The organism is Ancylobacter sonchi (assembly GCF_018390695.1).
GTDB lineage: Bacteria > Pseudomonadota > Alphaproteobacteria > Rhizobiales > Xanthobacteraceae > Ancylobacter > Ancylobacter sonchi.
Genome location: NZ_JAHBGF010000036.1, coordinates 421249 through 433985 on the forward strand (window position 1 = coordinate 421249; position 12737 = coordinate 433985).

Below are 12737 nucleotides of genomic sequence, written 5' to 3' on the forward strand. Positions count from 1 at the left end.
GCTCACACCCCTTCGATTAGTTGGTCGATGTCCAGCGTGGAACGCTTGCCGATGTCATCGCCATGGGTATCGAGGAAGGTCTGGGCCGCCTGGCGCCCTTCCTCCCGCAACAGGTCGAGGAATTCCCGCTCGGCGTTGAGCTTGGAGGAGTAGCCGAGCGTCGCCATCACCGGATTGGGCACCATGTGGATGCGCATCTTCGCCCATTGCGCGCCCTCGGAATTACCGGGATCGGCGACCTTGCGCATCAGCGCCATCATGCGCAGCTCCTTCAGCAGCACGGCGTTGAACGACACCTCGTTCAGCCGGCTGAGGATGTCGCGGGCATTGTCCGGCGTGCCTTCGCGCTCGACCGGGTTGATAGGCACCAGAATGGTGTCGTCGGAATCGAGTTCGCGCACCAGCGGCGTCATGGTCGGGTTGCCGGAATAGCCGCCGTCCCAATAGGCCTCGCCGTCGATCTCCACTGCCTGGAACATGGTCGGCAGGCAGGCGGAGGCCAGCAGCACTTCCGGGGTGATCTCGCCATTGCGGAACACCCGGCCGCGCCCGGTGCGCACGCTGGTGGCGGTGATGAACAGCTTGATCGGCGAGGTCTTCAGCAGCTCGAAATCGATCAATTGCTCGAGAATGCCGCGCAGCGGGTTGCTGCCGCCGGGATTGAGGTCGTAGGGCGAGACCAGCCGCGACATCAGGTCCATGGCGATGAACACCGGCGAGCTGTCCAGCGTCCAGCGGCCGAGCAGGCGGTCGAGCGGACCGCGCTGGAACGGGCTGAACCGCGCCGCGTTCGAGACCTCGCCCCAGAAATGCGCCAGCGCCTCGCGGGCCCCCTCGGCCCCGCCCTTGGCATAACCATAGGCCAGTACGGCGGCGTTCATCGCGCCGGCGGAGGTGCCGGAAATGCCGTCTATGGTAAGCCAGCGCTCCTCGAGCAGCCGGTCGAGCACCCCCCAGGTGAAGGCGCCGTGCGAGCCACCGCCCTGCAAGGCGAGATCGACGAGCAGCGGTACGCGCGCTGTGCCGCCGGTAGCTTCGTCTGTCGGTTCCGCCTCGGTCATGTCCCGTCTCCCCGACGTGCCGGAGCCCTGAGCGGCCTCCATCGCGACCGACCATATTCTACCGTCGACGACCGCAACATGATCCGTCGCAACTTTCCACCGCACCGCAGCAAAAATATCGCACCGCGGGGGAACGCCTTCCGGCGAGCGGGCGTTAGCCCCGGCGAACGCGGAGGGGATGCATGCTGACAGTGCGGCGTCTGGCGAACGAGATCGAGAGCACGCTCTATTGGGCCCCGGACTGGCTGATCAGCCTGCTCTTCTTCGCCATCGCCCTGTGCGTCGGCGTCATCGTCCACCGCATCGCCTTCCGGCTTATCACCCGGCTGGTGCGCGACATGGACCTGTTCTGGCGCTCGCTGGTCTCGCGCACCGAGGGTCCGACGCGGCTCGCCGCCATCGTGATCTTTCTCGGCATCGCCGCCCCGGTGGCGCCGCTCAGCCTGCCGCAGACCTTCTATGTCCGCCACATACTGGTGCTGTGCTTCATCACCCTCGTCGCCTGGCTCGCCCACACGGCGCTGCACATCTGGGTGACGGTCTATCTGCGGCGCTTCAAGCTCGATGCCGAGGACAACCTGCTGGCGCGCAAGCACGTCACCCAGACCCGCATCCTGCGCCGGGTGGCGGCGACGGTGATCTTCACCATCGCGCTCTCCGCCTCGCTGATGACCTTCGAGAGCGTACAGCAATATGGCGTGTCGCTGCTCGCCTCCGCCGGCGCCGCCGGCCTGGTGGTCGGCCTCGCGCTGCAGCCTTTCCTGAAGAACCTCATCGCCGGCATCCAGCTCGCCGTTACCCAGCCCATCCGCATTGACGACGCACTGCTGGTCGAGGGGGAATGGGGAAATGTGGAAGAGATCACCTCGACTTACGTGGTGATCCGCATCTGGGACTGGCGCCGCCTGATCCTGCCGCTCAGCTACTTCATCGAGCAGCCGTTCCAGAACTGGACGCGCGAGGGCTCGGCGCTGATCGGCACGGTGATGATCTATCTCGACTACAGCGTACCGGTCGATGCGGTGCGCGCGAAGGTGGAGGAGATCGTCCGCGCTTCGCCGCTCTGGGACCGCAAGGTGGTGAACGTCCAGGTCACCGACTTCAAAGAGAGCGTGATGGAGGTGCGCATCCTGGTCAGCGCCAGCACCTCCGGCCGCACCTTCGACATACGCTGCGAGGTGCGCGAGAAGCTGATCGCCTTCCTGCAGGAAAGCTACCCGGCCGCGCTGCCACGCCTGCGCGCCGAGATCGCCGGGCCGCCGCCCCTCGCCGCGGATCGCCCGCCCGTCGCCCATCTGGCGTCCTGACGGCGGCCTCGGGCAGAATCGGATTTCCCTTCCTCCCCGCCCCGTCTATGCCCTCCGGCAGAGACAGGAGATCGGAATGTTCAGCCTCGACGAACTGGAAGCCGCCGCCGCACAGCTCCATGCGGTGTTCGCGCCGACACCGGCCTATGCCTGGCCGCTGCTCGCGGCGCGCACCGGTGCGCAGCTTTGGGTCAAGCATGAGAACCTCACGCCCACCGGCGCCTTCAAGGTGCGCGGCGGTCTCATCCATGTCGAGCGGCTGGCGCGGGAAAACCTCGCGCCGAATGGCCTCATCTCGGCGACGCGCGGCAATCACGGGCAGTCGCTCGCCTTCGCCGGGCGTCGCTACGGCTTACCGGTCACCATCGTAGTGCCAGAGGGCAACAGCACCGAGAAGAACGCCGCCATGCGCGCGCTCGGGGCGAAGCTGATCGAGCACGGCACCGATTTCGACGCGGCGCGCATTGAGGCGATGCGGCTGGCGCGGCAGGACGGGCTTTATTTCGCGCCGTCCTTCCACGCCGACCTCGTGCGCGGGGTCGCGACCTGGGCGCTCGAACTGTTCCGCCACGCCGGGCCGCTCGACACGCTCTATGTGCCGATCGGCCTCGGTTCCTCGATCTGCGGGGCGATCCTGGTGCGCGACCTGCTCGGCCTCGATACGGAGATCGTCGGCGTGCAAAGCGCCGGCGCGCCGGCCTATGCGCTCTCGCTCGCCGCCGGCCGGCCGGTGGAAACGGAACGCGCCGACACCTTCGCCGACGGCCTCGCCGTGCGCATTCCCGATCCGGCCGCGTTCGCCATCATCGAAAAGGGCGCCGCCCGCATCGTCACCGTGAGCGACGACGAGATCGCCGCCGCCATCCGCGCCTACTGGACCGACACGCACCAGCTGGCCGAAGGCGCCGGCGCCGCCCCGCTGGCCGCGCTGCTCAAGGAGAACGACGCCATGGCCGGCCGGCGGGTGGGGATGCCGCTCAGCGGCGGCAATATCGACCTCGCGCTGTTCCGCAACCGCGTGCTGGCCGGCGGGTGATCGGCATCAGGAAGCCGCCAGCTTCGGCCCGCCGCGGCCGAACAGCCCGAGCACGAGCATGCAGCCGCACACCACCGTCGCCGCGCCGATCATCTGCGGCAGGGAAAGCGGCTCGCCCAGCAGCCCGGCGCCGATCGCGACCGCGACCAGCGTCACCGCAAATTCGACGCTGACCGCCCGCGTGGCACCGATCCGACCCACCAGCCAGAAATACAGCAGATAGGTCAGCCCGCTCATCAGCGCGCCGGCGATGAACAGCAGGAGGTAGTCGAGCGGCAGCGGCGAGCCGGGGACCGGCACCAGGGCCAGCAGCGGCAGCAGCATGGCGCCGCCGGTGAGGAAGGAACCGATGGTCACCTCCCAGGCGCCGACATGCCGAAGCTGGTGGCCGACATAGTTCGATCCCAGAGCCGCGAAAAAGGCGGAGGCCAGCGAGCAGAGGCAGCCGAGGATGAACGAGGCTGTCGGCGGCACGGCGGGAAAGCCGACCAGCAGCACCACTCCGGCGAAGCCGAGCGCCAGCCCCGCCTTGCGCGGCGTGCTCAGCCGCTCGACGCCGGCGACCTGCGCGATCAGCATGGAGAACAGCGGGATGGTGGCGACCAGGATCGCCGACATCGCGGTGCCGATCATCGGCATCGCATAGTTCAGCCCGGCGAGCTGCAGCGCGACGGTGGTCGCGCCGACCACCGCCAGGCGCGACCAGCCGACCGAGAAATCCAGCCGCCGGCGGGTCAGCGCGGCAATGATCAGCAGCGTGCCGGCAGCGACGAAGGCGCGCAGCGTCACCGCCCCGACCCAGCCGAAGGCCTGCACCACCCTGAGCACCACGACGAAGGAGAGGCCCCAGATCACCGCGAGGGCGATGTAGGCGGTCAGATCCTTCGGCTTCATGGAGAGGCTCGCTGCTGGCAGGCGCGGGAACGGTGCCGGTCCGGACGGGTCGGCGCCATGGCGCTAGGGCCAAGCACTCGCGCTGTCAACCCGCGCGCTGTCAGTCTGCCGCTACGTCAGCGCATCCGCACGCCGTGCCCGTGCTCGCCGGGCGGCAGCAGCACCACCCCCGCCTCCTGCAGGGTGCGGATCAGCAGGGTCTCGGTGCCGCGATGCAGCATATGGCGATGCCGCTCGAAATCGCGCACGGTCGAGCGTGAAACTCCGGCGCGGCTCGCAAGACACTCCTGCGTCCAGTCGAGCAGCCCGCGTGCGGCGCGGCATTGTTCAGGCGACAGATCCATCGTTTCCGCCTTGCCTAGGACCGAGCAAATCAACCATAATGGGCGAAATCGCGCAAGATCGAGGGTTTCCCGGCCGGGCGAGGAGGCGGCAAAACCATGTCCAACGGCCAGCTTCTCCTCCTCGCGCTGCTGCTGCCATTCGCGGGGAGTGCGCTCGCCGCCTTTCTTCCCACCCATGCCCGCAACGCCGCAGGTTTCATGGCCGGCGCCATCGCCGTCGCCGGCTGCGGCCTCATCGTCCTGATGTACGGATCGGTTGCGCACGGCGAGCCGGTGCGGCTGGTGCTCGAATGGCTGCCGATGCTCGGCATCAATGTCAGTCTCCGGCTCGACGGCCTCGCCTGGCTGTTCGCGCTGCTCATCTTCGGCATCGGCGCGCTGGTGGTGCTCTACGCCCGCTACTACATGTCGGCCGAGGACCCGGTCCCGCGCTTCTTTTCCTTCCTGCTCGCCTTCATGGGCGCGATGCTGGGCGTGGTGCTGTCGGGCAACCTCGTGCAGATCGTGTTCTTCTGGGAGCTGACCAGCCTCTTCTCCTTCCTGCTGATCGGCTACTGGCACCATACGGCAGCGGCCCGCGACGGCGCGCGCATGGCACTCACCGTCACCGGCGCCGGCGGGCTCTGCCTGCTCGTGGGCGTGCTGCTGATCGGCCGGATCGTCGGCAGCTACGAGCTCGACGAGGTGCTGAACGCCGGCGGCCTCATCCGCTCCAGCCCGCTCTACGTGCCGGTGGTGGTGCTGGTGCTGCTCGGCGCCTTCACCAAGAGCGCCCAGTTCCCGTTCCATTTCTGGCTGCCGCACGCCATGGCGGCGCCGACCCCGGTCTCCGCCTATCTGCATTCGGCGACCATGGTGAAGGCCGGCATCTTCCTGATGACCCGGCTATGGCCGGTGCTGGCCGGAACCGACACCTGGTTCTACCTCGTCGTCCCCGCCGGCCTGATCACGTTGCTGGTCGGCGCCTATTCGGCGATCTTCCAGCAGGACCTCAAGGGGCTGCTCGCCTATTCCACCATCAGCCATCTCGGGCTCATCACCCTGCTGCTCGGCCTCGGCAGCCCGCTCTCGGCGGTGGCGGCGATCTTCCACACCGTGAACCACGCTATCTTCAAGGCGTCGCTGTTCATGGCCGCCGGCATCATCGACCACGAGACCGGCACCCGCGACCTGCGCAAGCTGTCCGGCCTGTTCCGCTACATGCCGTTCACCGCGACGCTCGCCATGGTCGCGGCGGCGGCAATGGCCGGCACGCCGCTGCTCAACGGCTTCCTGTCCAAGGAAATGTTCTTCGCCGAGGCGGTGGAGAACCACACCGGCTCGCTGCTCGACGACAGCCTGCCCTATTGGGCGACGCTGGCCGGCATCTTCAGCGTCACCTATTCGCTGCGCTTCATCACCGGCGTGTTCTTCGGCCCGCCGCCTACCGACCTGCCGCGCATGCCGCACGAGCCGCCGCACTGGATGCGCTTTCCGATCGAGTTCCTGGTGCTGATCTGCCTGCTGATCGGCATCGTGCCGAGCTACACGGTCGGTCCGCTTCTGGCCAATGCCGCGCGCGCCGTCATCGGGCCGGACCTGCCCTATTACAGCCTCGCCATCTGGCACGGCCTCACCTGGGCGCTGGTGATGAGCATCATCGCCATGATCGGCGGCGTGGCGCTGTTCCTCGGGCTGCGGACCTATCTCGACAGCGGCGTCGAAGGCCCGCCTCTGGTGCGCGAACTGAAGGGCCAGCGCATCTTCGAGCGCATGCTGGTCGTGATTTCCTGGCAGCTCGCCCGGACGCTGGAGCGCGCGCTCGGCAGCCGGCGCCTGCAACCGCAATTGCGCATCGTGGTGGTGGTGGCACTCCTCGCCGCCGTCTCGCCTCTCTGGCTGCGTGGCATGGTCGCGGACGGCACGCTGCCGCTCACCGCCTTCGATCCGGCCTTCGCGCTGCTCTGGGCCGTCGGCGCCGGCTGCGCCATCGCCGCTGCCTGGCAGGCGAAATTCCACCGCTTCGCCGCCCTGGTGCTGCTCGGCGGCGCCGGGCTGGTGAGCTCCATCACCTTCGCCTGGCTGTCGGCGCCCGACCTCGCGCTCACCCAGCTGCTGGTCGAGATGGTCACCACCGTGCTGCTGCTGCTCGGCCTGCGCTGGCTGCCCAAGCGCATTGAGGAGACCTATCCCACCAGCCCGCCGCCCTCCGTGCTGGTGCGCCGCTACGCCGACCTCGCCATCGCCACCTTCGTCGGCATCGGCATCGCCATCATCTCCTATGCCATGATGACGCGCCCGCTCGGCGAGAGCGTCTCGCGCTACTTCGTCGAGCGCGCCTATATCGGCGGCGGCGGCACCAATGTCGTCAACGTCATACTGGTCGATTTCCGCGGCTTCGACACGCTGGGCGAAGTGGTGGTGCTCTGCCTGGTCGGCCTCACCGTCTATGCGCTGCTGCGCCGCTTCCGCCCAGCGCTGGAAAGCATCGAGGCGCCCGAGCAGCAGCGCCTTCAGGACGAGTATGACGAGGCCGCGCCCGACCGCACGCCGGGCGACACGGTGGCGGACTATCTGTGGATCCCGCGCCTGGTCATGCAGTGGCTGTTCCCGGTGATCGCCACCTTCGCGGTCTACCTGTTCATGCGCGGCCACGATTTGCCGGGCGGCGGGTTTGCCGCCGGCATCACGCTGTCGATCGCCTTCATCGTGCAGTACATGGCCGCCGGCACCCGCTGGGTGGAGGACCATCTGCGCGTGCTGCCGCTGCGCTGGATGGGCTTCGGCCTGCTGATCGCCGGCGCGACCGGCGCCGGCTCCTGGTGGTTCGGCTATCCCTTCCTCACCACCCATGCGCGCTATCTCGACTGGCCGATCGTCGGCAAGTTCCCGGTGGCGAGCGCGCTGATGTTCGATCTCGGCATCTTCGCGGTGGTGGTCGGCGCCACGGTGCTCATGCTGGTGGCGCTGGCGCACCAATCGCTGCGCCGCACGCGGTCGAGCCGCACGGCGGAGGGAGACTAGATGGAAATCGTGCTCGCCATCGGCATCGGCGTCTTCGCCGGCTCGGGCGTGTGGCTCCTGCTGCGCCCGCGCACCTATCAGGTCATCATCGGCCTTTCGCTGATATCCTACGCGGTGAACCTGTTCATCTTCAGCATGGGCCGGCTGAAGGTCGGCGCGCCGCCGATCCTGCCGGGCCCGGGCGTCGGCGATCCCGCCACCATGGCCGATCCCACCCCGCAGGCGCTGGTGCTCACCGCCATCGTCATCGGCTTCGCCATGACCGCGCTGTTCCTCGTGCTGCTGCTGGCGGCGCGCGGCCTCACCGGCACCGACCACGTCAACGGGCGGGAGGATTGATGGTCCGTTCGCTCGCCGACCATCTGGTGATCGTGCCGATCCTGCTGCCGCTGGTGGTGGGCGCGGCGATGCTGCTGTTCGACGAGCGGCGTCGCCGGCTGAAGATGACGCTGAGCCTCGCCACCGTCACCGCCCTGCTGGTGATCGCGGTGACGCTGCTGATCCGCGCGGCCACCATCGACACCGATGGCGACGCGACAGTCATCGTGTACCCGCTCGGCAACTGGCCGGCCCCGTTCGGCATCGTGCTGGTGGTGGACCGGCTGTCGGCGCTGATGCTGGTGCTGACGTCGGTGCTCGGCCTGAGCAGCCTGCTCTACGCGCTCGCCCGCTGGCACAAGGCCGGGCCGCGCTTCCACACGCTGTTCCTGTTGCTGCTCACCGGGCTCAACGGCGCCTTTCTGACCGGTGACCTGTTCAATCTGTTCGTGTTCTTCGAGGTGCTGCTCGCCGCCTCCTACGGGCTGGTGCTGCACGGCTCGGGCACGGCGCGGGTGAAGGCCGGGCTGCACTACATCCCGGTCAACCTCGTCGCCTCCTCGCTGTTCCTCATCGGCGTGGCGATCATCTACGGCGTCACCGGCACGCTGAACATGGCCGACCTCGCCCGGCTGGTCCCCTCGCTGAACATCGACGAGCGGGCGCTGTTCGAGACCGGCGCGGCCATCCTCGGCATTGCCTTCCTGATCAAGGCCGGCATGTGGCCGCTGTGCTTCTGGCTGCCGACCACCTATGCCGCCGCCTGCGCGCCGATCGCCGCCATGTTCGCCATCATGACGAAGGTGGGCATCTATGTGATCCTGCGGCTGTTCCTGCTCTGCTTCGGCGGCGAGGCGGGCAACTCGGCCGGTTTCGGCGCCGACTGGCTGTTCTTCGGCGGCATGGCGACCATTGCCTTTGGCGGCATCGGCGTGCTGGCGTCGCAATCGATGCTCCGCCTCGCGGGCTACAGCGTGCTGGTGTCGTCGGGCACCATCCTGGCCGCCATCGGCACCACCAACAGCGCGGTGATCTCCGGCGCCCTGTTCTATCTCATCACCTCGACCCTCTCGATCTCCGCCTTCTTCCTGCTGATCGAACTGATCGAGCGCGGCCGCGACGCCGGCGCCGACGTGCTGGCGGTCACCATGGAGGCCTATGGCGACGGCGAGAGCGACGAGGAGGAGGACGACGACGAGGGCGAGGTCGGCGTGGCGATCCCGGCCACCATCGCGTTGCTGGGCGGCGCCTTCGTCGCCTGTACCGCTCTGCTCGCCGGCCTGCCGCCCCTGTCGGGCTTCGTCGGCAAGGTCGCGATGCTCTCGGCGCTGATCAACGAGGCGGGATCGATCTCCATCGCCAACTGGGTGCTGATCACCCTCCTGATGTTCACCGGCTTCGCGACGCTGATCGCCATGACCCGTACCGGCATCCGCACGCTGTGGATGCCGGGTGAAGGCGCCATCCCGCGCGTGCGGGCGGTGGAGGCGGCGCCGGTCGGCGCGCTGCTGGCGCTCTGCATGCTGCTTACCGTGTTCGGCGGCCCGGCGATGCGCTACATGGATGCCACCGCGCAGATGCTCTACTGGCCGCAGGAATATGCCCGCGACATCCTCGGCATCGCGCCGGCCGGCACGGTACCGCTGCGACCCACCACCGGGACGGGAGGCAAGCCATGAACCGCCCCTCGGGCCTGTTGCGCCGGGTCGTTCCCTTCCCGCTGCTGTTCCTGGCGCTGCTCGCCATGTGGCTGCTGCTGCAGCAGTCACTGGCGCCCGGGCACATCGTGCTCGGCTCGCTGGTCGCCCTCGGCGCCACCTGGGTGATGACTGCGCTGGATCCCCAGCCTGCCCGGCTGAAGCGGCCGACGGCGATGCTGCGCCTCGCCCTGCGGGTCCTGGTCGACGTGTTCCGCTCCAATCTCGCCGTCGGCACCATTATCCTGCGCGGCAACCGGCACAGCGACCATGCCGGCTTCATGACGGTGCAGCTCGACCTGCGCAACGAGTACGGCCTTGCCGTGCTGGCCATCATCCTCACCTGCACTCCGGGTACGCTGTGGGTCAATCACGACCCGACGCGCGGCACGCTGCTGCTGCATGTGCTCGACCTCGTCGACGAGCAGAGCTGGATCGACCTCATCAAGCATCGCTACGAGCGCCTGCTGATGGAGATATTCGAATGACCCCGCCGCTCGAAATCCTCATCCTCGGCTGGTCGCTCACGCTCGCACAGCTGTTGATCGGCCTCGCCATGAGCTGCGCCGCCTATCGCATTCTCATCGGCCCGCGGGCGCAAGATCGCATCCTCGGGCTCGACACCTTCTATGTGAACGCGATGCTGCTGCTGCTCACCATCGGCATCCGCTCCGGCACCACGCTCTATTTCGAGGCGGCACTGGCGATCGGACTGCTTGGCTTCTCCGGCACGGTGGCGCTCGCCAAGTTCCTCATGCGCGGCGAGGTGATCGAATGAGCAACGCTCCGCTCCTGCCGCTCTGGGCCGCGATCCTCGTCGGCACCCTCGTGGTTCTCGGCGCCGCGATCGCGCTGATCGGCTCCATCGGCCTGCTGCGGCTGAACAGCTTCTATGCCCGTGTCCACGCCCCCACCCTCGGCGCCACCCTCGGCGTCGGCGGCATATTGATCGGCTCGATGGTTTGCTTCAGCGTCCTGCAGAGCCGGCCGCTGATCCATGAGGTGCTGATCGCGCTCTTCGTCACCATCACCACCCCGGTGACGCTGATGCTGCTCGCCCGCGCCTCCCTTCACCGCGACCGCGTCGAGGGCAACCCCGAGGTGCCGCAAAGCGACCTTGCCTCGCTGGAGCGCCGCGACGGCTGAGGCTCAGTGCGTGCTGAGCAGCCGGCGATACAGCGTCGAGCGGTTGATGCCGAGCGCCCGCGCCGCCTTCGAGACATTGCCGCCATGGACATCGAGCGCGCGCCGCATCGCCGCGAGTTCGATGGCGTCGAGATCGACCGGCTCGGCTGCGACGGGAGACGCCGCCGCAGGCCCGCGCTCCTGCCCCACGCGCACTGGGGCTGCGACTTCCTCCGGCAGCAGATCGGAACCGACCAGCTGACCGGGCTCGGCCAGAGCAGCGAGCATCCGGAGCGCGCCGACAAGCTGGCGGAAATTGCCCGGCCAATCATAGGCGGCCAGCCGCTGCTCGCATTCGGCGGCAAGGACCAGCCGCTCGTCCCGGGCCGCCCGCCGCCACAGCGCGCGCACCGTGGCCAGCCGCTCCGGCAGGTCCCGCACCGCCGGCAGCTCGATCGTGTAGTGCGCGATGCGGAAATACAGGTCCGAGCGGAACGCCCCGCTGTCGACGAGGCTCTTCAGGTTGCGATGGGTGGCGCAGACCAGTGCGAAATCCACCCCCACCGGCCGTCCCCCGCCCAGCGGCAGCACCTGATGATCCTGCAGGACCCGCAGCAGGCGGGACTGCAACGCAAGCGGCATGTCGCCGATCTCGTCGAGGAACAGCACGCCGCCCTCCGCCTCGCGCAGCAGGCCCTTGCGGCCATGGCGGCGGGCGCCGGTAAAGGCCCCCTCCTCATAGCCGAACAGCTCGGCCTCGATCAGCGTCTCCGGGATCGCCGCGCAGTTCACCGCCACGAAGGGCCCGGCCGCGCGGGGGCCCCTGCGATGCACCTCCCGCGCCGCCATCTCCTTGCCAGTGCCGGTCTCGCCCTGGATCAGCACGGGGACCCCGGCATCGGTCATCTTCACGGCGCGCAGCAGAGCACGCTCGTCTTCCGCGCGCAGCAGCAATTCGCCGAATTGCGGCAAGCCGCGCGGCGCGACACTGGTACGTACCGGGCCGCGCGACGGAACCGCCGCCTCGCCATCCAGCCGGCCGAACAGCACCCGTCCGCCCGCCGCCTCGATCTCGGCGATGCCCGCCTCCTGCGGCAGCCTCTCGACCAGTTCGTCGAGGCTGCGATGGCCAAGCGCCGACCAGTCGATGTCGAACAGGCCGAGACCATGGCGGTTCGCCGCCACCAGCCGCTCGCCGTCGAACACCAGCACGCCCTCGCGTGCGGTGCCGAGCAACGCCCGGTCGACGCCGAGGCGCAGCACCCTGAGGCCGGAAAACCCTTCGTCGAAGAAACGGTGCTCGATCTGCTCGGCGGCGAGGCGGACCAGCCCAAGCGCGTGGCGATGATCCACCGCCGCCGGCCCGGAAAGATCGAGCACGCCCACCGCGCGACCGAACGGGTCCATGATCGGCGCGGCCGAGCAGCTCAATATGCCGTGCGGGTCGAAATAGTGCTCGCCGCCATGCACGGCGATCGGCCGCCCCTCCAGCAGCGCCGTGCCCACCGCATTGGTGCCAGTCGCCGTCTCGCTCCAGTCCACCCCGGGCCGGAGCGCCACCTGCGCCGCGCGCGAGGCGAAGGCGGTATGGCCTCGCGATTCCAGGATCAGCCCGGACGCGTCGGTAAGGATGACGACGCAGCCGGTCTGCATCGCCTCGGCGTAGAGGCTCTCGATCTCCGGCCGGCTCAGCTGCCGCAGTCGCTCATTGCGCTCGCCCGCCTGGCGCAGTTCGCCCGCCGTCAGCGGAACCAGCGAGGGCAGCACCTGGTTGTCGAGGCCGAGATCGGCGCATCGCCGCCACGAGCGCAGGATCGGTTCGGCGACCAGCGATTGCGGCGGCCGCCCCTCATTGAAGAACTGCCGGCGGGCGGTGGAAACCGCTCTCGAAACCGTGTCGGCTCGCATAGGCTCCTCCCGGAGTGTCGCATTGTGCAACACATGTTCTTAGT

General features: G+C 68.5%; 12 protein-coding genes. 8 read left to right on the forward strand and 4 right to left on the reverse strand.

Translation table 11 applies throughout. The features are described from left to right. Nucleotides 1-2: 2 nt before the first annotated feature. Complete coding sequence (locus KHC28_RS22730; protein ID WP_214010629.1) at nt 3-1061, reverse strand: patatin-like phospholipase family protein; 1059 nt, start codon at nt 1059-1061, stop codon at nt 3-5. A gap of 182 nt (nt 1062-1243) precedes the next feature. Between KHC28_RS22730 and KHC28_RS22735 the strand changes: the two genes are divergently transcribed. Both KHC28_RS22735 and KHC28_RS22740 read left to right on the forward strand, forming a co-directional pair. After that, complete coding sequence (locus KHC28_RS22735) at nt 1244-2368, forward strand: mechanosensitive ion channel family protein (RefSeq protein ID WP_214010630.1); 1125 nt, start codon at nt 1244-1246, stop codon at nt 2366-2368. A gap of 76 nt (nt 2369-2444) precedes the next feature. After that, complete coding sequence (locus KHC28_RS22740) at nt 2445-3404, forward strand: threonine dehydratase (protein ID WP_214010631.1); 960 nt, start codon at nt 2445-2447, stop codon at nt 3402-3404. 6 nt (nt 3405-3410) lie between these two features. Here the strand turns inward: KHC28_RS22740 and KHC28_RS22745 are convergent, their stop codons facing one another. Continuing rightward, nucleotides 3411-4298: a DMT family transporter gene (locus KHC28_RS22745; RefSeq protein WP_214010632.1), complete on the reverse strand. Its 888-nt coding sequence runs from the start codon at nt 4296-4298 to the stop codon at nt 3411-3413. 116 nt (nt 4299-4414) lie between these two features. Further along, nucleotides 4415-4642, reverse strand: a complete 228-nt coding sequence (locus KHC28_RS22750; protein ID WP_214010633.1) for a helix-turn-helix domain-containing protein — start codon at nt 4640-4642, stop codon at nt 4415-4417. Nucleotides 4643-4738: 96 nt separating this feature from the next. Here KHC28_RS22750 and KHC28_RS22755 point away from each other — a divergent pair, with 96 nt between their 5' ends. The 6 genes from KHC28_RS22755 to mnhG are packed head-to-tail and all read left to right on the forward strand — an operon-like array spanning nt 4739 to nt 10806. Next, on the forward strand, nt 4739-7645 hold the full coding sequence (locus KHC28_RS22755; protein WP_214010634.1) for a monovalent cation/H+ antiporter subunit A: 2907 nt from the start codon (nt 4739-4741) through the stop codon (nt 7643-7645). Then, nucleotides 7646-7984, forward strand: coding sequence for a Na+/H+ antiporter subunit C (locus tag KHC28_RS22760; protein ID WP_214010635.1), 339 nt, complete (start codon nt 7646-7648; stop codon nt 7982-7984). Beyond that, nucleotides 7984-9642 (forward strand): monovalent cation/H+ antiporter subunit D, encoded by a 1659-nt coding sequence (locus KHC28_RS22765; protein ID WP_214010636.1) that lies wholly within the window; start codon nt 7984-7986, stop codon nt 9640-9642. The genes KHC28_RS22760 and KHC28_RS22765 overlap by 1 nt, the downstream gene beginning before the upstream one ends. Continuing rightward, nucleotides 9639-10148, forward strand: coding sequence for a Na+/H+ antiporter subunit E (locus KHC28_RS22770; RefSeq protein ID WP_246565110.1), 510 nt, complete (start codon nt 9639-9641; stop codon nt 10146-10148). The genes KHC28_RS22765 and KHC28_RS22770 overlap by 4 nt, the downstream gene beginning before the upstream one ends. Beyond that, nucleotides 10145-10438, forward strand: coding sequence for a K+/H+ antiporter subunit F (locus tag KHC28_RS22775; RefSeq protein ID WP_214010637.1), 294 nt, complete (start codon nt 10145-10147; stop codon nt 10436-10438). Before KHC28_RS22770 ends, KHC28_RS22775 begins: the two co-directional genes overlap by 4 nt. Continuing rightward, nucleotides 10435-10806, forward strand: coding sequence for a monovalent cation/H(+) antiporter subunit G (gene mnhG / locus KHC28_RS22780; RefSeq protein ID WP_214010638.1), 372 nt, complete (start codon nt 10435-10437; stop codon nt 10804-10806). Before KHC28_RS22775 ends, mnhG begins: the two co-directional genes overlap by 4 nt. Before the next feature lie 3 nt (nt 10807-10809). Here the strand turns inward: mnhG and KHC28_RS22785 are convergent, their stop codons facing one another. Further along, nucleotides 10810-12693 (reverse strand): sigma-54-dependent Fis family transcriptional regulator, encoded by a 1884-nt coding sequence (locus KHC28_RS22785; RefSeq protein ID WP_214010639.1) that lies wholly within the window; start codon nt 12691-12693, stop codon nt 10810-10812. Between the last annotated feature and the right edge of the window lie 44 nt (nt 12694-12737).